At 68.8% G+C, this 24,421-nt stretch carries 24 protein-coding genes and 1 pseudogene; 10 read left to right on the top strand and 15 right to left on the bottom strand.

Going from position 1 to position 24,421, the window contains the following annotated elements; translation table 11 throughout:
- A complete protein-coding gene (gene larC / locus E0H75_RS03350) occupies positions 1-1,299 on the bottom strand; it encodes a nickel pincer cofactor biosynthesis protein LarC (protein WP_131511531.1) in 1,299 nt (432 codons plus the stop codon).
- Positions 1,296-2,015 (bottom strand): nickel pincer cofactor biosynthesis protein LarB, encoded by a 720-nt coding sequence (gene larB, locus E0H75_RS03345; RefSeq protein ID WP_131511530.1) that lies wholly within the window; start codon positions 2,013-2,015, stop codon positions 1,296-1,298. Before larB ends, larC begins: the two co-directional genes overlap by 4 nt.
- 124 nt (positions 2,016-2,139) lie before the next feature.
- On the opposite strand from larB, the gene E0H75_RS03340 reads away from it, so the two are divergent.
- Positions 2,140-2,634 carry a DUF4446 family protein gene (locus tag E0H75_RS03340; protein WP_131511529.1) on the top strand — a complete coding sequence of 165 codons (495 nt, stop codon included), beginning with the start codon at positions 2,140-2,142 and terminating at the stop codon, positions 2,632-2,634.
- 70 nt (positions 2,635-2,704) lie between these two features.
- Here the strand turns inward: E0H75_RS03340 and E0H75_RS03335 are convergent, their stop codons facing one another.
- Positions 2,705-4,297, bottom strand: coding sequence for a bifunctional phosphatase PAP2/diacylglycerol kinase family protein (locus tag E0H75_RS03335; RefSeq protein ID WP_131511528.1), 1,593 nt, complete (start codon positions 4,295-4,297; stop codon positions 2,705-2,707).
- Positions 4,298-4,391: 94 nt separating this feature from the next.
- On the opposite strand from E0H75_RS03335, the gene serS reads away from it, so the two are divergent.
- A complete protein-coding gene (gene serS, locus E0H75_RS03330; RefSeq protein ID WP_131511527.1) occupies positions 4,392-5,666 on the top strand; it encodes a serine--tRNA ligase in 1,275 nt (424 codons plus the stop codon).
- On the top strand, positions 5,663-6,472 hold the full coding sequence (locus E0H75_RS03325; RefSeq protein WP_131511526.1) for an HAD family hydrolase: 810 nt from the start codon (positions 5,663-5,665) through the stop codon (positions 6,470-6,472). Before serS ends, E0H75_RS03325 begins: the two co-directional genes overlap by 4 nt.
- A 138-nt stretch (positions 6,473-6,610) precedes the next feature.
- Here the strand turns inward: E0H75_RS03325 and E0H75_RS03320 are convergent, their stop codons facing one another.
- Positions 6,611-7,195 (bottom strand): WhiB family transcriptional regulator, encoded by a 585-nt coding sequence (locus E0H75_RS03320; protein WP_238162793.1) that lies wholly within the window; start codon positions 7,193-7,195, stop codon positions 6,611-6,613.
- Between the two features lie 536 nt (positions 7,196-7,731).
- Here E0H75_RS03320 and E0H75_RS03315 point away from each other — a divergent pair.
- Positions 7,732-8,544, top strand: coding sequence for an HAD family hydrolase (locus E0H75_RS03315; protein WP_131511524.1), 813 nt, complete (start codon positions 7,732-7,734; stop codon positions 8,542-8,544).
- 27 nt (positions 8,545-8,571) lie between these two features.
- On the opposite strand, the gene E0H75_RS03310 is transcribed toward E0H75_RS03315, so the two are convergent.
- The 6 genes from E0H75_RS03310 to E0H75_RS03285 form a co-directional block, all read right to left on the bottom strand.
- Positions 8,572-9,189, bottom strand: coding sequence for a bacterial proteasome activator family protein (locus E0H75_RS03310; protein ID WP_131511523.1), 618 nt, complete (start codon positions 9,187-9,189; stop codon positions 8,572-8,574).
- 75 nt (positions 9,190-9,264) lie between these two features.
- Positions 9,265-9,795, bottom strand: a complete 531-nt coding sequence (locus E0H75_RS03305; RefSeq protein WP_131511522.1) for a CGNR zinc finger domain-containing protein — start codon at positions 9,793-9,795, stop codon at positions 9,265-9,267.
- A 168-nt stretch (positions 9,796-9,963) separates the two neighbouring features.
- A complete protein-coding gene (locus tag E0H75_RS03300; protein ID WP_131511521.1) occupies positions 9,964-12,606 on the bottom strand; it encodes an ABC transporter permease in 2,643 nt (880 codons plus the stop codon).
- A complete protein-coding gene (locus tag E0H75_RS03295) occupies positions 12,606-13,328 on the bottom strand; it encodes an ABC transporter ATP-binding protein (protein WP_131511520.1) in 723 nt (240 codons plus the stop codon). The genes E0H75_RS03300 and E0H75_RS03295 overlap by 1 nt, the downstream gene beginning before the upstream one ends.
- Positions 13,325-13,987: a PadR family transcriptional regulator gene (locus tag E0H75_RS03290; RefSeq protein WP_131511519.1), complete on the bottom strand. Its 663-nt coding sequence runs from the start codon at positions 13,985-13,987 to the stop codon at positions 13,325-13,327. The genes E0H75_RS03295 and E0H75_RS03290 overlap by 4 nt, the downstream gene beginning before the upstream one ends.
- Positions 13,988-14,241: 254 nt before the next feature.
- The gene (locus tag E0H75_RS03285) at positions 14,242-14,814 is read right to left on the bottom strand and encodes a TetR/AcrR family transcriptional regulator (RefSeq protein ID WP_131511518.1); all 573 of its coding nucleotides are present in this window, start codon (positions 14,812-14,814) and stop codon (positions 14,242-14,244) included.
- A gap of 73 nt (positions 14,815-14,887) precedes the next feature.
- On the opposite strand from E0H75_RS03285, the gene E0H75_RS03280 reads away from it, so the two are divergent.
- Positions 14,888-15,304, top strand: a complete 417-nt coding sequence (locus E0H75_RS03280; protein WP_131511517.1) for a VOC family protein — start codon at positions 14,888-14,890, stop codon at positions 15,302-15,304.
- Positions 15,305-15,450: 146 nt separating this feature from the next.
- Here the strand turns inward: E0H75_RS03280 and E0H75_RS03275 are convergent, their stop codons facing one another.
- The 4 genes from E0H75_RS03275 to E0H75_RS03260 all read right to left on the bottom strand — a co-directional run bounded on the left by E0H75_RS03275 (position 15,451) and on the right by E0H75_RS03260 (position 18,612).
- A complete protein-coding gene (locus E0H75_RS03275) occupies positions 15,451-16,428 on the bottom strand; it encodes an NAD(P)H-quinone oxidoreductase (protein WP_131511516.1) in 978 nt (325 codons plus the stop codon).
- 115 nt (positions 16,429-16,543) lie between these two features.
- Entirely contained in the window at positions 16,544-17,434 is an 891-nt protein-coding gene (locus E0H75_RS03270; RefSeq protein WP_238162792.1) for a phosphotransferase family protein, read from the bottom strand.
- 32 nt (positions 17,435-17,466) lie between these two features.
- Entirely contained in the window at positions 17,467-18,006 is a 540-nt protein-coding gene (mobA, locus tag E0H75_RS03265) for a molybdenum cofactor guanylyltransferase (protein ID WP_131511515.1), read from the bottom strand.
- Between the two features lie 18 nt (positions 18,007-18,024).
- The gene (locus tag E0H75_RS03260; protein ID WP_131511514.1) at positions 18,025-18,612 is read right to left on the bottom strand and encodes a MerR family transcriptional regulator; all 588 of its coding nucleotides are present in this window, start codon (positions 18,610-18,612) and stop codon (positions 18,025-18,027) included.
- A 67-nt stretch (positions 18,613-18,679) separates the two neighbouring features.
- On the opposite strand from E0H75_RS03260, the gene E0H75_RS03255 reads away from it, so the two are divergent.
- The 5 genes and pseudogenes from E0H75_RS03255 to E0H75_RS03235 all read left to right on the top strand — a co-directional run bounded on the left by E0H75_RS03255 (position 18,680) and on the right by E0H75_RS03235 (position 23,442).
- The gene (locus E0H75_RS03255) at positions 18,680-19,471 is read left to right on the top strand and encodes a carbon-nitrogen hydrolase family protein (RefSeq protein WP_131511513.1); all 792 of its coding nucleotides are present in this window, start codon (positions 18,680-18,682) and stop codon (positions 19,469-19,471) included.
- Between the two features lie 71 nt (positions 19,472-19,542).
- A pseudogene (gene cobC, locus E0H75_RS03250) lies at positions 19,543-20,547 on the top strand (Rv2231c family pyridoxal phosphate-dependent protein CobC); the annotation flags it as partial.
- Positions 20,548-20,704: 157 nt separating this feature from the next.
- Complete coding sequence (locus E0H75_RS03245) at positions 20,705-21,241, top strand: BatC protein (protein ID WP_131511511.1); 537 nt, start codon at positions 20,705-20,707, stop codon at positions 21,239-21,241.
- Positions 21,238-22,482: a cupin domain-containing protein gene (locus E0H75_RS03240; protein WP_131512989.1), complete on the top strand. Its 1,245-nt coding sequence runs from the start codon at positions 21,238-21,240 to the stop codon at positions 22,480-22,482. Before E0H75_RS03245 ends, E0H75_RS03240 begins: the two co-directional genes overlap by 4 nt.
- Positions 22,483-22,536: 54 nt before the next feature.
- Entirely contained in the window at positions 22,537-23,442 is a 906-nt protein-coding gene (locus E0H75_RS03235) for a sucrase ferredoxin (protein ID WP_165553430.1), read from the top strand.
- Here the strand turns inward: E0H75_RS03235 and E0H75_RS03230 are convergent.
- Positions 23,429-24,340 (bottom strand): LysR family transcriptional regulator, encoded by a 912-nt coding sequence (locus tag E0H75_RS03230; protein WP_131511509.1) that lies wholly within the window; start codon positions 24,338-24,340, stop codon positions 23,429-23,431. The genes E0H75_RS03235 and E0H75_RS03230 overlap by 14 nt on opposite strands.
- Between the last annotated feature and the right edge of the window lie 81 nt (positions 24,341-24,421).

Below are 24,421 nucleotides of genomic sequence, written 5' to 3'. Positions count from 1 at the left end.
TCAGCTCCAGAGGTCGTGGCCGGCCGCGATCGCCTTGGCCAGCACGGTTTTGACCGGCTTCTTGAGGTTCGACGCGGCGGCGGCCACGTCGTCGTACTCCGGCTGGACATTGACCACCTGACCGCCGTACCGGGCGATCTTGACGTGGATGCGCTGGCCCTCGACGTCGACGCTGGCGAACTCGCGGTCAGCCGCGTGCTTGCGGATCGCGAACTCGCGCAGCCCGATCGCCGAGGTCTCGGCCAGGATCACGGAGCGGACGAGTTCGGCGTTCGCGCTGCCGACCAGGACCGACAGGGTGTGCGCGGGCCGGCCCTTCTTCATCAGGATCGGGGTCAGCCAGGCATCAGCCGCGCCGGCTTCCATCAGGCGGGCGAGCACCTGCGGCCAGATCCGGGGGTCCAGATCGTCGACGTTGGTCTCGTAGACGAGTTCGGTGGCCGGGCTCTCGATCGCCTCGCCCACGACCACGCGCACGAGGTTCGGCACCTCGATCGGGTCGCGGCCGCCGGCGCCCACGCCGGTCTGCTCGATCCGCATCGCCGGCAGCAGCCCGAACTCGTCCGCCAGTGACGCCAGCAGCGCCGCGCCGGTCGGCGTCGTCATCTCGTACGGCGCAGTGCCGCCGATCACCGGTGCGTCGGCCTCGGACAGCAGGTGGAGCACCGCCGGACCCGGAATCGGGATGCCGCCGTGTTGCCCGCGCGCCTGCCGCCCACCTCCCAACGCGATCGTCGACACCACCACTCGGTCGAGCTCGAGGGCGACCGAGGCCGCCGCGACACCGACGATGTCCGCGATCGCGTCCAACGCCCCGACCTCGTGGAAGTGCACCTCATCCGGAGTCACACCGTGCGCGGCCGCCTCCGCCCGGGCCAGCCGAGCAAACGTGTCCAGCGCCCGGTCCCGAACCGCCCCGTCGAGCGCAGCCTCCTGAAGCATCCGCCGCACCTCCGCCCAAGGCCGAGTGTGCTGATGCGCCGGCTCATCGCCGGCGGTGTCTGCTGTCCCATCGTGGCCATGTCCATGTCCATGTCCATGTCCATGTCCGTGGCCGTGCCCATGTCCGTGGCCGGCGTCCGGGGTGTTCTCCGGGTGCGGTGTGCCGTCCACGCGGACGGTGGCCTTGGTGGCGGCTATCTGGTGGCGGGCAGTGCGTTCGACCGTCACCGAGAGGGACGGGTCCACAGCGGCTACCGCGGTGTTGACCGTCGCCAGGTCGGCACCGGCATCCAGGAACGCGCCGAGAAGCATGTCCCCGGAGGCGCCGGCCGAGCAGTCGATCCAGGCAATCCTCACGGCTGGTCCTTCGCTTCCTGCGGAGCCGCGCGCCGCGCCACCCGGGCCGCGAACACACCCGCACCGAACCCGTTGTCGATGTTCACCACGGACACACCGGGTGCACAGGAGTTCAGCATCGCCAGCAACGCCGCCACCCCACCGAACGAGGCGCCGTACCCCACCGACGTCGGCACGGCGACCAGCGGTACGCCGACGAGTCCGCCGACGACACTGGCCAGCGCACCCTCCATGCCGGCCACCACAACCAGGCAGTCCGCCGCGTCGAGCCGTTCCCGAACACCCATGACCCGGTGCAGCCCCGCCACACCGACATCGGTAATCAGATCCACCTCGGCCCCGAATACCCGGGCCGTCGTCGCAGCCTCGGCCGCTACCGGGGCATCCGACGTACCCGCCGACACCACCGCCACGGTGCCGCGCAGTACAGGCGGCGTACCGAGGACCGCCGTACGGCCGACCGGGTCGACCACCGCGGACGGGTGCGCCGCGGCGACCGCCTCCTGGGCCTCCTCGCTCAGCCGGGTCGCCAGTACGGCGTGATCCGGGTGGGTCTCGTGCAGCGTCCGCAGCAGTTCCACTATCTGGGCAGGCGCCTTGCCGGCTCCGTAGACCACCTCGGCGTCGCCGGTGCGCTCCAGCCGGTCGGTGTCGAGCCGTGCGTATCCGAGGTCGTGGACGCCCGGTTGCGGACCTTGATCAGGCAAATGTGTCACGCCGTGAATCTACGTGGCGCCCGGCCGCGGTATCTCCTCCGGTCCACCGATGAACCCACGCCACGCACTCTCCGCAATCGCCTGAGTACTCAGACATACCACCCGATGCCTTAGGCTCTCGTGCGTGTCTTCGACGTTAGCCGGTGCTATTGCGATCGCCGCCCTGTTCGTGGCGGTGCTCGCCCTGGTGTTCGCCATCCAGGCCCTGCGAACGCAGTCAGCTACGTCCAGATCGTCCAAGCTGCCCGCCACACCGACCCCGGAGGCAGAGCCCCAGCCGCAGCAGCCGGAGCCCAAGCAGGGCACGGTCCGGTCCGAGTTGAAGAAGCTGGGCAAGGAGCTCGAGGTGACCCGCGGCGAGCTGCGGGAGACGCTGCAGCACCTCGCGGTGGTCCGGTACGACGCGTTCGGCGACACCGGCGGCAAGCTGTCGTGGTCGATGGCGCTGCTCGACGACCAGGGCGACGGCGTCGTACTGACGTCGATCAACAGCCGGGCCGACGCGCGGACGTACGCCAAGGAGATCAAGGCGTTCGTGAGCGAGGCCAAGCTGTCGCCGGAAGAGGAAGAGGCGATCGACACCCTCCGCAAGGAAGCCGGCCCAACCGTCGAGAGCTAAGTGGGCGTCTGAGAACCCTGCGCCTACCGGGGGGCACTCCTCGCGACGGTGCAGAGTTCTCAGACGCCCTCTAACGCCGCTTGGGCACCCTGGCCAGCAGGGCGCCGGGCTCGATCTCGGCCGTCAGAGACCGCCCAGGCCCGATCGGATCGCCGTCCAGTTGCCGCTCTACGTCGACCGCCGCGGTGATCTCCACCTTCCGGCCGGTGAACCGCTCGAGGTACATGTCCGTCCGGTTCGTCCGCGTCATCAGCCGCCAGAGCACGATCGGCCACTGGGTCACCCGCCTTGGCGCGATCACCACCACGTCAAGCAGCCCGTCGTCCGGCCGGGCGTCCGGGAGCAGCGGGATGTTCGCCTGCAGCATGCCGACGTTCCCGATCACCACCGTGCGCACCCGCCGATCGATCGGCTCCTCGTCGTCCAGCGTGAGCTCCACCCGCACCGACGGATGGTTGATGTTCTTCGCCGCCGACACCAGGTACGCCGTCCAGCCGATCTGCGCCTTCAGATGCGGCGGCGCGCCGGAGATGATCGCAGCGTCCAGCCCGAGCCCGGCCATCACCGCGAACCGGTCGGTGTCGAGCTCGTCGCCGTGCACCTTGACCAGGTCGATCCGCCGTTCGCGGCCCTCCAGGATCCGCTCCAGCGCGTCGTCCAGGTCGAGCGGGATGTGCAGGTTCCGGGCCAGCAGGTTGCCGGTGCCGGCCGGGATCACCCCGACCGGGATGCCGGTGTACGCCAGCGCGGCGCAGACCACCCGGACCGTCCCGTCGCCGCCGGCCACCAGGACCAGGTCCGACTCGTTCTCGATCGCTCGCTTGGCCATCGCGTTGCCGGCGTCGTCCACCCGCGTCTCCAGCCACAGCGGGTCGTCGAACCCGCGGACCGCCAGCGCCCGGGTCACCTTCCGCCGGAACGCCACCCCGTCGCCGACCTTGATCGGGTTCACGATCACGGCTGCCCGCGGCGGGGTCGTCGTACCGTCGCCATCGGACGGGGTACGGCGCCTGCGTCGCCGGAGTCCCGGTCGCAGCCCGAAGCCGATCGAGGTGGCGGTCAGGATCGCAAGGCCGAGCGCCCAGCCGCCCAGGACGTCCGACACGAAGTCCACGTTGAGCGCGATCCGGTCGGCAGACGCGATCCACACCACCGCGATGACCGGCAGCAGAACCAGCAAGCGGAACCGGCGCCGCCACCCGCGCACCGAGGGCAGGACGACACCGAGGGCGCCGGCCATCACGAACGCGGCGGTCGCGTGACCGGACACGTACGAGAAGCCCTCGGCCTCGACCAGCATCGGCACCGGCCGGGGTCGCTCGACCAGCGCCTTGACCACCTGGACCAGCACCAGCTCGGCGACGGCGGACGTCAGCAGCCAGACCGCCAGCAGCCGGGCCCGGCGATGCCAGAGGTACGCCGCCACGATCACGAGCACCGCCCGCGAGGTCCACGGCAGAACCACGGCACCGACCACCTGCCAGACGTCGACCACGCTCTCGTGGGCGGCGCCGTACGTGGCGGCCCGGGCGGCGGTGGACTCGTCCCAGCGCTGCAGTGGCGGCCAGTGACCGGTCACGAGCAGGGTGATCACAGTGAACGGGAGCGCACCCAGGACGACCGTCAGTGCACGGCCGACGGTAGTGGGTGGATGGTGGCTCATGACCCGCTCAAATCCCCCTCGATGATCACGTGTTGCCACCACATCATCCCGAATAGACTTCGCTGGTTCAGACACGCCCCGATACCCTCATCGTGTGATTGACGCGAAACTGCTCCGTGAGAACCCCGATGTCGTGCGCGCGGCCCTGACCAAGCGCGGTGAGAGTACGGACCTGGTCGACCAAATTCTGGTCGCCGACAGTGAGCGTCGATCGTCCATCTCCGCCTTCGAGGCGCTCCGGGCCGAGCAGAAGGGCCTCGGCAAGCAGGTCGCCCAGGCCAAGGGCGACGAGCGGGCCGCGCTGCTGGAGCGGACCAAGACGCTGGCCGCCGAGGTGAAGGCGAACGAGGCCGCCGCGAACGAGGCCGGGAACCGCTTCGACGAGCTCGCCCGCGACCTGCCGAACCTGGTTTCCGACGACGCCCCGGTCGGCGGCGAGGACGACTTCGTCGTGGTCGAGGAGGTCGGCAAGCCGCGTGACTTCGCCGCCGAGGGCTTCGAGCCCCGCGACCACCTCGAGCTGGGCGAGTTGCTCGGCGCGATCGACATGGAACGCGGCGCGAAGATCTCGGGCTCGCGGTTCTACTTCCTCAAGGGCGCCGGCATGCTGCTCCAGCTCGGCATGCTCCAGCTGGCCATCCAGCAGGCGGTCGAGAACGGTTTCACCCCGATGATCACGCCGACGCTGGTCAAGCCCGAGGTGATGGGCGGCACCGGCTACCTGTCGGCGCACGACGACGTCTACCGCCTCGAAGACCCCGAGCTGTACCTGACAGGTACGTCGGAGGTCGCGCTGGCGGGGTACCACATGGACGAGATCCTGGACCTGTCCGACGGACCGAAGCGGTACGCGGGCTGGTCGTCGTGCTACCGCAAGGAAGCCGGGTCGCACGGGAAGGACACCCGCGGGATCATCCGTGTCCACCAGTTCGACAAGGTCGAGATGTTCTCCTACTGCAGCCTGGAGGAGGCGGCCGACGAGCACCAGCGGCTGCTCGGCTGGGAGAAGGAGATGCTCGACAAGATGGAACTGGCCTACCGGGTGATCGACACCGCGACCGGTGACCTCGGCGTCTCGGCGTACCGGAAGTTCGACTGCGAGGCCTGGGTGCCGACGCAGGGCCGGTACCGCGAGCTGACCTCGACATCGAACTGCACCGACTTCCAGGCCCGCCGGCTGAACATCCGGCACCGCGACGCCGACGGCAAGACGCAGCCGGTCGCGACGCTGAACGGGACGCTGGCCACCACCCGCTGGATCGTCGCCATCCTGGAGACGCACCAGCTGGCCGACGGCTCGGTCCGGGTGCCGAACGCCCTGCGCCCGTTCCTCGGCGGTCGCGAAGTCCTCGAACCGGTTGCCAGATGACCAACGGCCCGCGGCCGGTGGCCGCCGCGCCGACAGTAGTTGCCCTGGACATCGATGGAACGTTGATCGACCACGACGAACAGCTGTCCGAGGCGGTCGTCGACGCGGTCCGGCGGACGGCCGCCCGGGTCCCGGTGATCCTGGCGACCGGCCGTGCCTGGTCGACCACCCGCCCGGTGGCCGAACGGTTCGGCTTGCCATCCGGTGGATTCGTTGTCTGTAGCAACGGTGCGCGTACGCTCCAGTACCCGGACGGTCGCGTGGTCGACGAGCGGACCTTCGACCCGACAACGGTGATCGCGTCGGTGCGCAAGTACGCGCCGAACGCACGGATGGCGGTCGAGGAACACGACGGCAGCTACCTGGTCACCGCGCCGTTCCCCGACGGCGACCTCGGGGTCGGCGCGAAGATCCGCGTGGTCGGCGCCGACGAACTGGCACCGGAACCCGTGACCAGGTTGATCATCCGCGACCCGGAGCAGTCCGAGGCGGACTTCGTCCAGCTGGCCGAACGGCTCGGTCTGCACGGTGTCAGCTACTTCGTCGGCTGGACCGCGTGGCTCGACATCGCGCCGGAAGGCGTGGACAAGTCGACCGGACTCAAGGTTGCGCTCGCGCAGCTCGGACTGGAGCCCGACGGCCTGCTCGCGATCGGGGACGGACGCAACGACATCGAGATGCTGACGTACGCCGGCCGCGGGATCGCGATGGGGTCGTCGCCGGACGAGGTGAAGGTGGCCGCCGACGAGGTGACGAAGTCGGTGCAAGACGACGGCGTCGCCGCGATCCTCAACCGATGGTTCTGAGTCTTTCGGTCAGCATCGAAAGGCTTGACAAGCGCAACTTGCTGTGGGCAACCGAAAGGCCCGGAATCCCTGTACACACAGGGTTTCCGGGCCTTCGCTATCAGTGTCCGATCGTCCGCTGGCGGGCCGAAGACCGGATCAGGCGACTCGGCTACCGCCGGTCCGGCGCGGCTGGAGCTGCTGGTCGACCACCGTGTCGAAGGCGTCGAGCACGGCGCTGACCTGCGGCCGCGGGCGCGGCGTCTTGGCGGCCGGGCTCTGGCCGCGGCGGGCGCGACGCAGGTGCCGCTTGACCGTCGACAGGGAGCATCCCAGCCGCATGGCCAGGGACTCCAGGCTGTCGTTGGGGTACTGCGTACGCAGCCGCAGCACCTCTTCGTGGCTGACCGGCCGGCGGGTGCCGCGGGCCCCCGCGAGCTGGTCGAAGTCGTCTGCCTGTACCTCGACGTCGAGCAGGTTCCGCATCGAACGGCGTTGTGCAGCAGTGGTTCCGGCGACGAAACCGCTCACATCGTGTTCGGCAACGGCGCTGTACAAGCAGTCGGTGAACAGTGGGCACGAGGCACAGAGGGTCTTGGCCTCGCGGACGAGCTGTTCGTACCGCTCGCGGGTGCGGCGGGTGGCGGATGCGGGCGGCGGCTCTTCCATCAAGCGGTGCTGGAAGATGTCCGACCGGGCGATGCATCCGGTCGTTGCCCCTTCCGTGCTGGAAGATATGTCCACAGCCGCTCGGGCGCTAGTGCCCCCCGGCCCGGCTAGATTGGCGCTGTTGACGGTCATCGTGGCTCCCCAAGTCTTCAGGACCCGAATGAACGAGCGATGAATGCCGCCCGATCACGTGGATCCACTAACTGATGGACCGACGAACTTTTTGCCGATCCACCGTGTCGTCCCGTAAAGGACGCACCGATCCATAACTGTTGACGCCGCCGCTGTGGTTTTGGTTGCAGCCAATTCCGCAACGGTTTCACGGCGTTTGTGTGTGCATCAGGGTCGGTGGGCGGCATCAGTCGCGCTGATCCAGAACAGACGTACGACGCGGCCGAATCGCCCCCGGTTCCCCGCCAGACACCGCATGAAATCACGCGTCCTCGGGGCTGCGCAGGGGAACTTGCTGCCTTTGCAGCATCCTGCCGTAACGGTCTGGTGACGTTGTCAAAAGCTCAATCAGATTGGTCAGAAACCTTTGAAACCGGCGTCCATTCGCTTGCGCAGAACGCGGTCGGAGGAGTAATGAGGCCGCCGGATACGGTGGTCGGGTGACGGCATCCCAGCATCTCCGCCTGCCCCGGCTGATCGCCACCGACCTTGACGGAACGTTGGTGCACAGTGACGGAACGATCTCCGACCGGACCCGATCGGCGGTGCTCGCGGCCCAGCATGCCGGAAGTGTTTTCGTGATGGTCACCGCCCGGCCACCTCGCTGGCTGCACGACCTGTCCGACCTGGTCGGCGATCACGGAGTCGCAATAGTTGCCAACGGCGCCATTCTGTACGACGTCGTGCGGCGCAAGGCGATCCGCACCCGGTTGATCGATCCGGCCGTCGCACTCGAGGTGGCGCAGGCGATCCGGGCCGAGATTCCCGAAGTGGAGTTCGCGATCGAGCGATCGGACCGTTACGGACAGGAGCCGAACTACGTGAACCGCTGGCCGGTGCCCGACGGTGCGCTCGTAGCCGCAGTCGAGGTGTTGCTGTCCGAGCCGGCCGCGAAACTGCTCGTCCGTCATCCGAGCTGGCACTCCGACGAACTGCTCGCGCGGGTGACACCAGTGGTCGGCGCTCGCGTCACCGCCAGCCACAGCGGCGGCACCAACCTGGTGGAGATCTCCGCGAACGGAGTGTCGAAAGCCGCGATGCTCGCCGATTTCGCTGCTGTGCAAGGGATTTCGGCGGACGAGTCGATCGCTTTCGGTGACTCGCTGAACGATCTGCCCATGCTCGCCTGGGCCGGTACGTCGTACGGGGTGGCCAATGCGCATCCCGACGTACTCGCGGTGGTGGACAAGGTGTGCCCCGCAAACGACGAGGACGGCGTCGCCGCCGTCCTCGAAGAATTGTTCCGGTCTTGAGTTGTTTCACCCTTTGAAATCAAGGAACTACAGGTACATCCCACCGCTGCCGGGTCCGTCGGTGCGGCCGGCCTGCGGTGCACCGGGGAAGCCGGGCGCCTCATCGGCGGGAATCTGCTGTCCGCCGGGCAATGCGCGACGCATGCCCTCCAGCTGCTGCCGGGCTGCCATCTGCTGCGCGAACAAGGCGGTCTGGATGCCGTGGAACAGACCCTCGAGCCAGCCGACCAGCTGGGCCTGCGCGATCCGCAGCTCGGCCTCGGTCGGCACGGTGTCGTCGGTGAAGCCGAGGCTGAGTCGTTCCAGCTCGTCGACCAGCTCCGGCGCCAGCCCGCTCTCCAGTTCCTTGATGGAGACCTCGTGGATCGACTTCAGTCGCTGCCGCGAGGCTTCGTCCAGTGGTGCGGACTTCACCTCCTCGAGCAGTTGGCGGATCATGTTCGCGACCCGCATCACCTTGGCCGGCTGCTCGACCAGCTCGGTCACCGACCGCGGTTCGTCGGGCTCGTCGTGGCCGCGGTCGCTGTCGGAGCGCGGCGGCCCCTCGACGGCCATGCCGTCCGGCCCGACGATCAGCACCTTGCCGTCCTCGGTCCGTGCCCCGGCCATCGGAACTTCCTGGCCCTCGCTGCTGCTCTCGGTCATTTCCCCATCCTAGATCGGCCCGCCCCGGGCCGAGGGCGCGCCTGACGATCCGGCCGCATGGGCGGCGCTGGACTCCTAGGACGCGCGGGCGCGGTGGCGGCGGACCGCGTCACGGTTCGCACAGGCGGGGCTGCAGTACCGCTGCCGGCCGGTCCGCGACAGGTCGGCGTACACGTTCTCGCATCCGGCGGTCGCGCAGCGTCCCAGGCGACTGATCCCGCGGCCCGCCAGGTGGAGCGCCGTACCGGTGCTGATCAGGGTCGCGACGAGGCGCCCGACCGGCACCTTGTCGGGCCGGTAGTGCACGTGCCAGCCGTCGCCGGCGTGGTTGGTGAGCCGCGGATGCTCGGTGTACTTGGCCAGCATCGCGTTGACCAGACCGACGCGACTCTGCTCGTCCTTCGCGTCCACGACCTCCAGCCACTCGTCCAGAGCGATCCGGACGGCGGCCAGGTCTGCGGCGGTGACGCGGCGTTCGCGAACCAGGCGGCTCTCGACGCCGCTCTCCTCGCACCGCTCGGCCAGTTCCTCGGGGGTGGTCGCCGGCCGGGTGACGAGGTTGACCGCCAGCAGGACCGCATCGGCGCCGTAAGGGTTGAGATGCATAATGGCATTACATCACGATGGACGCATGACGACCAGAATCGATGTCCATCGCCACCGCTGGAGCGTGGTGTCCTCCCATCAGGTCAGCGACGGCCTGGTGGTCTACCAGCGGTGTGCTTGCGGCCGATGGAGGGTCACAAGCACACCGCTGTCCCCCGTTGCGTGCCCCTAGTCGATTCGGCTGACCATGGGGAGGTGTGAGCGGGTCATCAGCCAGGCGAGCAGCCCGGCGAACAGTGGTACGGCGATCACGATGCCGCCGAGTTCCACCCACGGCACCATGAAGTGCGGTGAACCGAACGCCGCGTGCGCCGTGTAGCCGTAGAGTGCGCCGACGCCTACTCCCAGCACACAGCCGAGCTGCCCGAGCACCCAGGCCTGTGCCGCCGCCAGGTTCCGCCGCCGGCGCGGCTGTGCACCGATCGCGGCCAGCGTGGCCAGGTCCGCCCGTCCCTCGGCAGCGGACAGCGACACCGAGATCGCGACGCCGAGCAGCGTGACAACTGTGGCCGCTCCGAGGATGCCAAGCAGGAACAGCCGTGCCGGGCTCTGGTAGCCGCGCTCGACCTGCAGTACTTCGTCGCTGCCGAGGAACCGGGCGACTGCGCCCAGTTCGTCCTTGGTGGGCTCCCGGGTGAGCTCGTAGTGGACCTGGTAGACCGTGATCTTGCCCAGCTTGCGCGCCGCGTCCTGGCTGATCAGGGCGCTCTGTTGCAGGTAGCTGACCCTTGGCGTGTTGCCCACGGTGGCCGCGACGAGCGTTCCGACGATCCGCTCCTGCCCGGAGTCGCCTTCGGTGCTCACCTCGGTCTTCTTCTGTCCGGGAGCGAGCGTGGCGAGCGGGAGGACGGCCTTCCCGGCCCGCAGTTCGGCGGCGGCCTTGGCGCCGTACTCGCCGAAACGGGCGATGTACGCCGGGTCGACCGCAAGCAGGCCGTACGACGTGGATCCCTCGGTCTGCCCGCTGGCGGCGAAGAGTAGCGGGATGTAGCCGTACTCGTTGGCCTTTGCCTCGGGCAACGACACCGTGCCGAGCTCGTACTGGTGCCGGACCGGTAGCAGTGCACCGACGCGGTCGACCGTACTGCTGGAGTACTGCACCGAGTCCGGGCCGCCGGTGCCGAAGCGGATCGATGCGTCGCCGTAGTGTGCGTCCGCGGTGTAGTTCTTCGCCTCGGCCGCGATCGCGTTCGACCCTGCGAACGCGACGGCCGCCGTTCCAGCCACGGCCATCATGATCGCGGCCGTGGCCGGACCAGTGCGGTGCCGGTGGCGCGCGGCGTCGCGAACCGCTAGCCGCGCGCTGAGTGGCAGTACGCGCGCGAGCCGCGAGAACTTGCCGACCAGGCTCGGCAGCATCCAGACCAGCGCGGCGATGGTCGCGGTGATCCCTAGCAGCACCAGAGCGATCGGACCGGTCGGTGTGACCGTTGCCTGGTACGGGTCCTCCTGTGAGACGGCTCGCTGCGCTTCCTGCAATGCCGCGGCGATCAGGGCGCTACCGATGAACACGCACGCAACACCGGCCACCAGCAGTACCACCGCAGGCTTCCTGATCCGCGCTTGCTTCGCACTCACGGCGAACCGGCCGGCGAGTGCGGAGACCGGCGACTGGCGGCTAGCACTCCGCGCCGGTACGACGGCCGCCGCCAGACCGGCCACCAGACCGAGCAGTGCGATCAGTCCGACGTTCAGCCACGGGATCTGCCACGCGGTGAACACCGCTCCGGTCAACTTCTCCCAGAGTGGTTTGCCGGCGAGGACCAGTACGGCCGCGGTGACGAGTCCGCCGACCACACCGACCAGGCCGGCGAACAGTCCTTGCATCAGTACGATCCGCCGGACGTCGCGCGGCGTACCGCCGGTCGCCATCACCAGTCCGAGTTCCCTGGTCTGCCGACGGGCTCCGACGGCGAACGCCGTACCGGCGAGCAGGACGATCTCGAGTACGCCGAAGCCGATGATCAGGGCCATCGCGGCGTACGGGCCGATGTCGGTGCTGCCCGAGCCGTACGGGCTCGGCGGCGGATCGACAATGTTTGCTCTCGGCAACAACAGCATGCCGTGGTCGATGAGCTGTGGAACGAGCGTGTCCGCGTCGGCGCCCGCGGGCAGCTTGACCAGGTAGGTCACGGAAATGGTCGGATCGGGCGTGGCCAGGCTGGTGTCAGGGGTGGCGAAGATCGTCTCGGCGCCCTGCTGCGACATCCTGCGCGCGATCCCGACCACGGTGTAGTTCTGACCGCTCGCACTCACCACCGTGCCGGTCGGGCCGGAGATCCCGAGGCGGTCGGCAAGTGACGGCGAGATCGCGACCTCGTTCTGGGTGGCCGGGAGCCGGCCCTTGTCGAGCTTGACGGTGCCCTCGGTCAGCGGGCTCTTGCCGTCGCCCGTGACCAGGCCGACCGACGTCTTCGCATCCCGGCCGTGGATCTCCACGGTGCCGCCGTCGGTGAACTGCCGGGCCAGTGTGGTCCCGGGCGGCAGCAGCGGCAGCGGATCGAATGTGCCCGGCGTGCGCGCCGGTTCCTCGGCTCCGGCGGCCGGCGGCGGCTCACCCATCTCGAGCGCCGGTGGGCTCGTCAGCTTCGTGAGCTTGGAGTACTGCGTGACTGTCAGTTGCGCATCGGCCTGACCGACGGTGATCTTGGCCAGCGTTTCGCCTTCCGGGCTGGACGTCTTGAAGATCACGCCCATCCAGGTCGCCGCGAGCACCGGCAGACCGATCAGTGCTGCGACCAGGAACGTCCGGCCGAGCGACTTCCTGGTGGTACGGCGGGCGATGCGCAGCGGCGGGCGCCAGCCGCCCATCAGTGGCTCTCCTGCAGCAGAGCGTCGGCGTCGGACAGCGGACCGGACTGGCCCACCAGCACGCCATCGCGAAGGTAAACGACACGGTCGGCCCAGGCGGCGTGGCGGGCGTCATGGGTGACCAGGACGCCGGCGATACCGTGCTGGTCGCAGCGGTCACGGAGGAGTTGGAGAACGGCTTCGCCGGTCTCGGAGTCCAGGGCGCCGGTGGGTTCGTCGGCGAGCAGGAGGCGGCGTTCGCCGACGATCGCGCGGGCGATCGCGACGCGCTGACGCTGCCCGCCGGACATGTCGTCGGGAAATCGGTCGGCCAGGTCACCGATGGCCACCTCCGCGAGGGCTGCTTCGGCGTACTTGTGGGCGGTGCGGGAGCGGGTGCCGTCGAGTTCGAGCGGGAGAGCGACGTTCTCGGCGGCGGTGAGGGCAGGGATCAGGTTGAAGTCCTGGAAGACATAGCCGATCCGGCGGCGGCGCAGGGCGGCGACGGCGTTGCGACTCAGGGTTGCGAGGTCGTTGCCGTCGACAAGGACTTCGCCGGAGGTGGGCTGGTCGAGGCCGCCGGCGCAGGTGAGCAGCGTCGACTTGCCCGAGCCGGACGGTCCCATGACCGCGACGAGCTCCCCGGCCGGCACGGCCAGGTCGACACCGCGCAACGCGTGGACGGCTTGCTCGCCCTGGCCGTGGGTCCTGGTGAGATTGCGGATGTCGAGAATGACGTTCATTTCTTGGCCCCCGTGTGGTGTTCCTGCTGATCCGGTACGTCGGTGGTGCTCGACGTCTCGCCCACTCCCGCCGTACGCCCTTGGTCGCTCGCGACCCGCGTCGTTGCGGCGGCCGGCGTCGTACCGGCGGTCCGCGTCGTGCCGGCGGTCCGGTGGCGCAGCAGCATCGCCTCGCAGTGGTCGAGCCAGCGGATCTCCGCCTCAGCGCCGAAGATCATCGACTCCAGCACCAGCAGCCAAGAGATCTCACCGCCGCCGCGCTTCAGCCGCGTCAGCTCCTGCAGCGACTGCATGGTCGCCATACGCTGTCGCTGAACGACGGCGCTGACGTCCACCCCCGGCACCGAGAGTGCGAGCGCCAGCTTGATGGCCAACTCGTCACGCGGTCGCGACTCCCGTGTCACCGGAGTCTCGAACCACTTGGCCAACTCGTCCTGACCGGCGTCGGTGATCTCGTACATCGACCGGCCGTCCGCCTCAGCCTCACCGGACGCGGCGCGAACAAGCCCGTCGCGCTCAAGCCGGGTGAGCGTCGTGTACACCTGCCCGATATTCAGCGGCCAGGTAGCACCAGTCGCCGCCTCGAACTCCCCACGCAACTGATACCCGTACTTCGGCCCCTCCCGAAGCAACGCCAACAAACCATGCTTGATCGACATGAATACCGAGTATGCATACCCAGTATCCCCCCGTCAACCAACCAACCTCAAGAAGCTGGAGTGGTGCGCGGTCTGCGGGCTGGCTTGGGGTCGCGCCCTCGGTGCGTCAGGCGGCCTGGAGTGGCGTGCTCGGTCGGCGGGCTGGCCAGGGGTGGCCGCTTCGGTTCGCCGGCTGGTCTTGGGGACTGGCGCGCTCAGCGCCGGCTGGTCTTGGGGAGTGGGGCGCTCAGCGCCGGTGGTCCTTGTGTGGCGCCTCAGTCCGCGCGGACTAGGCGATGGACGAGTCGGGTGGTTACGGCGTCGACGTCGTACGGGCGGCCGGTGCCGGGGGTCAGGTGGTCGAGTGCGAGGCCGTCGATGGCGAAGTGGAGCAGGCGGACTTCCTCGGCGCCCCCGGGTAGTCCGGCGTTGACGTGGAATGAGACGTCGGCGTCGAAGCCCTGCCTCAGCGTGCGGGACAGGATCTCGTGCAGTCCTGGCCGGCGGGCTGCTTCGAGGCGGAGTTCGAGCAGGGCCAGCGTCAGTTCAGGTCGCCCGAGGAGGCGCTCGACGATGTACCGGACGTAGTCGACGACCAGGTCGATCGTCGGCTCGCGCTTCGCCAGCGGCTCGAGTACTGCTTCGTCCGGCGCGAGTCGCTCGAAGATCCTCTCGCCGAGCGCGCCGAGCAGCGCATCCCGGGTCCGGAAGTAGTTGGACGCCGTACCCGCGGGGAGTCCGGCCGCGGCGTCGACGGCTCGGTGGGTCAGGCCGCGGGCGCCGGCCTCCGCGAGGACGGCGAGGCCCGCGTCGGCCAGCTGGGTACGGCGTTCCGGGTTCCGGGGCATGGTTGACAGGCTAGCAGCTATCCACTACAAATGTCGTACACAACAACAACAGTTGTAGTAGTCAGGAGAGCGTATGCAACCCGCGGCATTCGGCGCGACCGTGGTCACCGACCGTCCGGCGGAGGTCGCCGCGTTCTATCAGCAGTACTTCGACCTGCAGATCGCGATCGACCTCGGCTGGTTCATCACCGTGCGCCGGGGCGAGGCGGACTGGGAGCTCGCCATCTGCCAGCGCGGCCACGCGACGGTCCCAGCAGCCGTGTCCGCCCTGACCGAGAGCACGAACGTCTTCGGCTTCGTCGTCGACGACGCCGACAAGGTCGCCGCCGCCCTCACGGAGTCAGGCGTCCCGCTCGAGACGCAACCAGTCACCGAGGTATTCGGCCAACGTCACTTCTTCGTACGCGACCCCGCCGGCACCTGGCTGGACGTCATCCAGCTAGTAGCCCCCGACCCAGCCTGGCTAGCCGCAAACACCCCCGCAACGTAACGCCAACCCTCACGCTTCCACGCCGGCGCCTCGGCAACCCCGGCGACGGCAACCCCGGCGATGGCAGCCCGGCGACGGGACGTCGGTGTCACCGACGCCACCGGCGCCTCGGCGTCCTGGAGACCCGGCGCTGCCGCTTGTTTGGGTTAGGTGGTGAGGAGGACTTTGCCTAGTTGGGTGGAGTCTTCGAGGGTTTGGTGGGCGCTGGCGACCTCGGCGAGGGGGAAGGTGGTGTGGATGATCGGGCGGACCTTCTTTTCGGCGATCAAGGGCCAGACGTGGCCGACGACGTCCGCGATGATGCGTCCCTTGTCGGCGACCGAGCGGGGACGGAGACCGGCGGCCATGATCTGGCCGCGGCGGCTCATCAAGCGGCCCAGGTCGAGCTCGCCCTTCGCGCCGCCCTGCATGCCGATCACTACCAGGCGACCGTCGTACGCGAGCGACTTCACGTTGTCGGTCAGGTACTTCGCGCCGATGATGTCGAGGATGACGTCCGCGCCGGCGCCCGCTGTCGCTTCCTTCACCACCGAGGCCCACTCGGCTTCCTTGTAGTTGATCGCGACGTCCGCGCCGAGCCGGGTGCAGAACTCCATCTTGTCGGCGCTCCCGACCGTGGTCAGGACCCGCGCACCATGCGCGACCCCGAGCTGGATCGCCATCGTGCCGATACCCGACGCGCCGCCGTGGACGAGCAGCGTCTCGCCGTCCTTCAGGTGCGCGCTCATGAACACGTTGGACCACACGGTCGCGACCACCTCAGGCAGGGCGGCGGCGCTGATCAGGTCGAGCCCGTCGGGAATCGGCATCACCTGCGGCGCCGGTACGACGACCTTCTCGGCGTACCCGCCACCCGCGAGCAAGGCACAGCACTCGTCGCCGACGGACCAGCCTTCGACCTCGGAGCCGACCTCGGAGATCGTCCCCGACACCTCGAGCCCGATCGTCCCCGGTGCGCCCGGCGGCGGTGGATAGAACCCCTGCCGCTGCAGCAGATCGGCCCGGTTCACACCCGCGGCGACGACGTCGATGACGACCTCGTCGACGGCCGGAGTCGGATCCGGAATCTCGCCAACCGTCAGAACCTCGATCCCGCCAGCACCTTCACACACCACAGCTCGCATGCCCCACACCGTACCCGCGCAACCACCCGAACCCCGTCCCCGGCCACCGTCAGCTCCCGCCCACGTCCGCGGTCAGCTCCCGCCCGCGTGCGCGCTGAACCGTCGAGCCGGTTCGTCAGCTGTTGACCAGTTCCGCGAGCTCGGCGGCGATCCCGGCCAGGTGAGTGGTCTCGCCTGTTGAGGCGAACCAGTCCCATAGTTCGAGCGAGTGGTAGACGCGATAAAGCAGCACGCGTTGCTGCCAGTCGGCCGGCAGCGGGCCGTACCCGTCGACCAGGCCGGCGAGCTTGTCCGTGTTGTCGTGGATCGAGTACGACACGGTCTTCGCGAGATCGATCAACGGGTCGGCAGCGATCGCGTTCTCCACGTCGATGAAGCCTCTCACCCGCCAGGTCACTGGATCCACGAGCACGTTGCCCTCGTGGAAATCGTTGTGGCACAAGGTCGCCGCCTGATTCGCCGCGAACAGTCCGGCGTGCTCGTCGACGTACCCGCGGATCTTCTCCCGCAACACCGCATCCCCGCCAAGCTGCTCGAACTCACCGAGCTTCTTGGAGAACTGACGCCGCATGTACTGATCGTTGTCCGGCAACGGCTCGAGGATCCGGTCAGTCAGATACCCGTACGCCGGCTGCGGAATGCGATGCACCCGCGCGACCAACTGCCCGAGCTGCTCGTAGGTCGCCCGCCAGTCCGGTGGCTTCAGCTCCGACAGCGGTACGCCGTCCAGTTTGGTCAGCACCGTGAACGCGTCCAACTCCCCAGCCGGCTCAGCGTGCACGACGCGCGGAATCGATCCGTCGAGCTCCGCGGCGAGCAGACCGTACACATGCACTTCCTTGGCCTGCTTCCACGCCCACTCAGGTGCGTAGACCTTGACGATCACCGGATCGTCGTCGGTCCGCCGTACCTCGAACACCGTGCTCAGTTGCCCACCAGTTCGCTGGACAACCTCGTCTATCTGACTGTCCGGGCATGCTCTCGCGACCATCGCAGCAACATCCACAGCCTCACAGTAGAAGCGCTGTCGAACGCTTTTCAGTCGTCGAAGTCAGCCCAGGTGTCGACGTCGTCGCCGGCCCGAGTCGGGTCGGACCACACCAGATCCAGGTCGGCCACCAGCCGCCGTACCGACTTGTCCCGCGGATCGCCGATGCGCCGAATCGCCTCGGCCAAAGCGGTCCGCCGGTACGCCGTCGCCAGCTGTTGCCCACGCCCGTCGGTGTCCCGGAGCCCGTGACCGTCATGATCCCCGAGACCGTCGACGAGACGCGCGACGTCGGCCTTCGCCAGCCACGGCAGGTCACAGCTCAGCACCACGACAACCGCAGCGGAACCGTGGGCCAGTCCGGCCGCGATCCCTGCCACCGGGCCCCCGGACGGCGGATCCTCGACCGTCCAGCCAACCTCTCGGCAGGTCGTGCGGACCGGGCCGACCACCACGGTCGACACGGCGGCATCAGTTGCCGTCAGCACCCGATCCAGCAGCGTCGCGCCGTCGAGCACCAGCATCGCCTTGTCCACTCCACCGAACCGGGTCGAACCACCCCCAGCGAGCACCAGCGCGTCGAAGTCCACGGAAGCAGTCTCGCCGGGTCAGTCCTTCGGCATCAACTCCTCCCGGTTTCTCCGCAGTACCTCGCGCTCCTCAGGCGTCAGCGCGGCCATCGCCTTCTTCCGCTCCTCGGCCAGAGCCTCCAACTCAGCCGCGGTCAGATCGGCCACGGCGCGGAGCCGGCTCTGCGCCAGCTCCTGGAATTCCTCGCGTGTCAGTGCACGGGACATCGCAGTCATCACCTCGATCAGTTCCAGAAGTGCCTGGGCCGACGGCTCGTCGGCCCGGTCCAATCCACCGAGGACACCGAGCAGCTTGCGTCTCACCTCGGCCGCGGCGGCGAGTTGCTCCTCGACGACGTCGAGCTGTTTGCGGATCAGCTCCCGGGGATCCGTCAGCTCCCCGTCGAGGATCTGCCCCACCTCGGCGAGCGTCAGCCCGAACCCGCGCAACGCGACCACCCGATGCAGGCGGCGGACATCGTCGGCGTCGTACCGACGGTGTCCGGACGCGCTCCGATCGCTCGGGCACAGCAGGCCGATCTCGTCGTAGTGATGCAGCGTGCGAACGCTGAGGCCGGTGGCCTCCGCCAGCTCGCCGACGCGCCAGGTCCTCTCGTCGGTGTCCATGTCGTCGACCGTAGGTCCTCACGTGGCGTGAGGTTCAAGTCCGGATCTTCTGCGGCACCATGGAGGGGTGAAGATCGCCGTGGTGCAGACCGCCAGCAGTGACGACAAGGCCGCCAACCGCGACCTGGTGACGCGCGTCGTCGCCGACGCGGCGCGGGACCATCCGGACCTGATCGTCCTGCCTGAGGCGATCATGGCCGACTTCGCCGTCGAAGGCGGATCGGTCGCGGAGGCCGCCGAGGCGCTCGACGGCGAGTTCGTGGACACGCTGCGCAAGTGCGCGCTGGAGCACGGCGTGGCGATCGTGGCCGGGATGTTCGAGCGCAGCTGCGACCAGCACCGGCCGTACAACACGCTCCTGGCCGTCGGCGCCGACGGCTCGCTTCTCGGCGCCTACCGGAAGATCCATCTGTACGACGCCTTCGGCTACAAGGAGTCGGACCAGCTGACCCCGGGCGATGTCGCACCGGTCGTGGTGCAGGTCGCTGGGCGTTCGCTCGGCCTGATGACCTGCTATGACCTGCGCTTCCCCGAGCTGTCCCGCGCACTGGTCGACGCCGGCGCCGAGATCCTCGTCGTACCGGCCGCGTGGGTTCGCGGACCGCTCAAGGAGCACCACTGGACCACTCTGCTCACGGCCAGGGCTGTGGAAAACACCTGCTACGTGGCAGCAGCAGCACAGAACGGCAAGAAGTACTGCGGCCTCAGCCAGGTCATCGACCCGCAGGGCATCGCACTCACCGCAGTGGGCGAGGCAGACGGGTACGCGGTGGCTGAGGTCTCCGCCGACCGCTTGACCGACGTACGGCGGCGCAACCCGTCGCTGCTGAACCGTCGTTACACGGTCAGCCCTCGCTGACGCCCGGTGCGCGGACTGCCCGGCCGGCATCGCCGCGAGCGGGTTAGCCTCCTGGGGTGGCGGATGGGTTCGATCTGGATCATCACGGGGACCTCGAGGTCGGGGACGGGCTGGTGGACCTCGCAGTCAACGTGCGGGCAGGCACTCCGCCCGGTTGGCTCATCGAGGAGATCACGGCCAGCCTCACCGACCTGGCGGCGTACCCGAGACAGGACGCTGCGGTGGCAGCGGTTGCCGGCCGGCACGATGTCTCGCCTGACCGGGTGCTGCTGACGGCAGGGGCAGCAGAGGCGTTCGTCTTGATCGCTCGGGCGTTCCGGCCGCGGCATGCGGTCGTCGTACACCCGCAGTTCACCGAGCCGGAGGCGGCGCTGCGGTCGGCCGGGCATGTGGTCGACCGCGTCGTCCTGCGGCCGGAGGACGGGTTCGTCCTGGATCCGCGAGCCGTCCCTGCCGACGCTGACCTCGTCGTCATCGGCAATCCGACCAACCCGACGTCCGTACTGCACCACGCCGACGACCTGCGCGAACTGGCGCGGCCGGACCGGATCCTGGTGGTCGACGAGGCGTTCATGGACGCCATACCGGGCGAGCCGGAGTCGCTGGCCGGAGCCTCGATCCCCGGTCTGGTCGTGATCCGCAGCCTGACCAAGACGTGGGGACTCGCGGGATTGCGGGTCGGCTACGTGCTGGCCGCGGCCGGGTTGATCGAACAACTGGCCGCCGTGCAGCCGCACTGGCCGGTGTCCACTCCTGCTCTCGCCGCGGCGATTGCCTGCAGCAACGAGCGTGCCGTCGCCGAAGCGGCTCAGGCCGCGCTGGACATCGAGCGGCAACGTGCCCACCTGCTTGACAGCCTCGGCCCGGTTCCGACGTACGGCCTACCTCGTGGACCGTTCGTCCTGGTGCACGTCGAGGGAGGCGCCGTACTGCGAGAATCCCTGCGAGAGCGTGGATTCGCGGTCCGTCGGGGCGACACGTTCCCGGGTCTCGGACCGGACTGGCTGCGCATCGCGGTTCGGCCGGAGGACGTCACCGACGCCTTCGCGAAGGTGTGGCGCGACCTGACGACGTAGGCGCGTTCGGGGCCGTGCGGGGGTTCGCCGCCGAACCGATTGGTCGCTGTAACCCGCGAGGGGTTTAGTCCACCTGCACTTTGCGCACAGGATGGTCGCAGAGTGCCCTGCTCGCCCCTCCGGCACTCATCTGGCCATTCGCGAAGGGAGCAGCACAATGGGTCTGAACGACGACGACATGACGACCTCGTCCGAAGGTGGCGAAGGTGTGGCCGACGGTGGAGCGACCGTAGGTGGGACGGATGGCGGCGCCGACGGTGGCGCGGCCGGTGGTGCCGGAGGCGGTGAAGGGCCGGCGGACGGCGGTGCGACGGCCGGCATGAGTGACGGCGGCGCCGATGGTGGCGCGGGCGGCGGTGAAGGGCCTGCGGACGGTGGAGCGTCGTCTGGCGTGAGTGACGGTGGCGCCGACGGTGGTGCGGATGGCGGCGCTGGTGGTGGCGAGGGACCGGCTGATGGCGGTGCGACGCCGGGTGGCACTGACGGTGGTGCCGATGGCGGCGCAGGTGACGACGGCGGTGGCGAGGGACCTGCGGACGGTGGAGCCTCGCCTGGCATGAGTGATGGTGGAGCTGACGGCGGTGCGGATGGTGGCGCCGGAGGTGGCGAGGGACCCGCTGATGGCGGCGCCGATTCGAACGCGACCGACGGTGGCGCCGACGGCGGGGCCAGTGGAGGTTCTGGAAGTTGGTGACGACGGTGCCGGGAGCCGGTACGCAGCCTGACGAGCGTCCGGCTCTCCGGCGCTGTGTAGCCGGTGATCTGGATGAGTTCGCGAACTCCTACTGGGGTTCGCGGGCTCTGCTGTCCCACGGCCCGGACCTGCCTGCGCCGTACGACGATCTGTTCAGCCTGGAAGCTGCAGACGAGCTGCTGTCGCGCCGCGGCCTCCGTACACCGTTCCTGCGGATCGCCAAGAACGGTGCTGTCGTCGGCGACGGGCAGTTCACCGGGTCGGGCGGTGTCGGGGCGGAGATCGCCGACCAGATCCGCGACGACAAGGTCGCTGCGCTGTTCGCGAGCGGTCACACCGTCGTACTGCAGGCCCTGCACCGCACCTGGCCAGCGTTGGTCGACTTCTCCACCCAGCTGTCGGTCGACGCCGGTCACCCGGTGCAGATCAACGCATACATCACTCCCGCCGAGTCACAGGGGTTCTCCGCGCACTACGACGTCCATGACGTGTTCGTATTGCAGGTAGCCGGCGAGAAGCACTGGACTGTCCATGAGCCGGTGCATGTCGATCCACTCCGCAACCAGCCATGGACGGACCACTCGCAAGCCGTCGCGGCTGCGGCTCGTGACACGGCACCCATGATCGATGAGGTGCTGAGGCCCGGTGACGCGCTGTACGTGCCGCGTGGGTTCCTGCACTCGGCGAAGGCTCTGGGCGGAATCAGTGCGCATCTGACGGTCGGACTGCACACCATGACTCGCTACATGCTCGTGCAGGAGCTTGCGGCAGCTGCCGCGAACGAGGCATCGCTGCGCGGTGCTCTGCCGCTCGGATTCGATCCGGGCGACCCGGAGCAGCTCGGAGCAGTCCTGCCCGAGGTGGCGGACCTCTTCGTCCAGCAGATCCAGTCGACAACTCCGGAGGACCTGGCTGCTCGGCTCCGCCGCCGTACGTGGTCTGCCAACCGCCCTGCGCCACTCGGACCGTTGGCGCACGCCGCCTCCATCGCCTCCTTGGCGGTGGGTACGACGGTCCGCCTCCGGACCGGTCTGCGCTGCCGAGTCGTGGTTGGGGATCCGGTCGTGCTGCAACTGCCAGACCGGACAATCACGCTACCCGCAGTCACCGGCGACGCGGTTGTGCAGCTGTGCTCAGGCAGCGACCTCAAGGTCGGCGAGCTACCCGGTCTGGACGAGGCCGACCAACTCGTCCTCGTCCGCCGCCTCCTCACCGAAGCTGTCCTGATCGCCGACGCGTAAACTACAGCCGGTAGTTGCGAAGGGCAACGGTGACGTGGGGTGAGCATGGCTGGCGTGGTGATTGACGGTCGCTACCGGGCCGACACGGGCTGTGCCGCACTCGCGGACCGTCGTGGCGACTCGCTGGTCGCGACTGCACCACCCGCGGAGCGCTGGTTGCTGATCGAGTCCCGCGTCGCTTGGCCGCGGGACGCTCTTGCCGCACTCCGGCCCGAGGGTTTGGGCGCGGAGGTCGCGCGGCTCTGCCGGCAACTGGGGTACCGTCCCGCGCTGATCAGACGTTACGGACGGCTGGACCGGACGGCTCCGCGACGGTTCGCCCTGGCCGACTGCCGGCCAGGCCGTGAGTCAGTCCGATGGGGCGATCTTCCGTCGGACGAGCATCTACTGCCGGTCCTTCGGGGCGACGCTGAACCGGGACTGGTCAGTCGTGAGCCGGTGTACCTCGTCTGCACGCACGGACGGCACGACGCGTGTTGCGCCGTACGTGGGCGGCCGGTCGCGGCGGCGCTCGCCGGTGCGTATCCGGAGCGGACGTGGGAGTGCAGCCATGTCGGCGGTGACCGGTTCGCCGCGAACGTCGTCGTACTGCCGCAGGGGCTGTTCTACGGCCATGTTCCGGTTGCTCGCGCGGTCGAGCTCGCCAAGCATCACGACGAAGGACGGGTGGTTCCGGATCTGCTCCGTGGATCAGGCGCGTTCGTCGCACCGGTGCAAGCCGCGCAGCACTTCGCTCGCGCTGCTGGTCACTCACGCCTCGTCGACGAGCTCCGTCCCAGAGCTGTTCGTGGACTGGCCGGCCATCACTGGCAGGTGGATCTCGCGTTGCCCGACGACGCCGGCCTGGTCACCGTCGAGGTGTCGGCGCATCTGGACACGATCGATGCGCGGCTTACGTGTGCAGGCACCGCCCCGGCCACGGTCCGCCGCTTCCAGTTGCACAGCATCACGTCCAGCTGACCGCGTCCGGCGCTCGCCGCTGCTGTTCGAGCAGTGTTTGGACCAACGCCAGCGGAGCCCATCCGCCTCGGCCGCGGCGGGTGAGTGTGTACGTGCGGAACATCGGCACCGGATCGCGCAACCGGCGTAGCGAGATGCCCGGAGCCTTCAGGCCGCCGGTCGGAAGCAGCGCGACGCCAAGGCCCGCGACGATCATGTCCCGGACCAGCGGGAGGCTGTCGGCGCGATGCGTGATGCGTGGCTCGAAGCCGGCCAACGAGGCGATGGTGCGCACGACCTGCTCGTCTCCGGAGTGGCGGGAGTTCACGATCCAGTCGCTGTCTGCGAACGCAGCGGCCACCTCGGCAGTAGTTCCCGAGGTACGCCCGGAGCGAGACGGCACGCCGAGTCCCCATGTCGCCTGCCACAACCGGGTGATCTCCAGGCCAGGGTCGACGTTCGCGGGAGCAAGGTTGTAGTCGTAGCTCACCGCGAGATCGACCTGATCGCGCTCGAGCAGCGTCAACGCCTCAGGCGGCTCCTGCTCCTGGATCTCCAGCCGTACGTCGGGATGCGCGGCGACGAGCCGCTGGACGACGGGTAGCACGGTGTCCCGGATCGCGGTGTGGAAGGCGGCGACGCGAACCGTTCCAGCCGGTTTGGAGGAGGGATCGAGGTCAGCACGGGCGGCCTCGACCGCGGCGACGATGTCCACCGCATGCCCGGCCAACCGCTGGCCGGCCGGGGTGAGTCGGACGCGGCGTCCGTCGGGCTCCAGCAGGGGCGTGCCGACCTCGTGGGCCAGCGCAGCGATCTGCTGGGAGACGGTCGAGGTGGTCACCCTGAGGGTCTCCGCGACGGCACGCATCGAGCCCAGCCGGGACAACGCCAGCAGGAGCTCGAGACGGCGTACATCCATGGTTCTTATTGTTCAGTGATCCCGAACGGTATGTCCACGATTCTCACGTGGACGCGAACGGATTCGCGAGCTTCACTGGAG

Origin of the sequence: Kribbella capetownensis, from assembly GCF_004331485.1 — a bacterium.
GTDB classification, from domain to species: Bacteria; Actinomycetota; Actinomycetes; order Propionibacteriales; family Kribbellaceae; genus Kribbella; species Kribbella capetownensis.
Note: the sequence above shows the minus strand (reverse complement) of the source record. Positions and strands in the feature narration are given on the sequence as shown.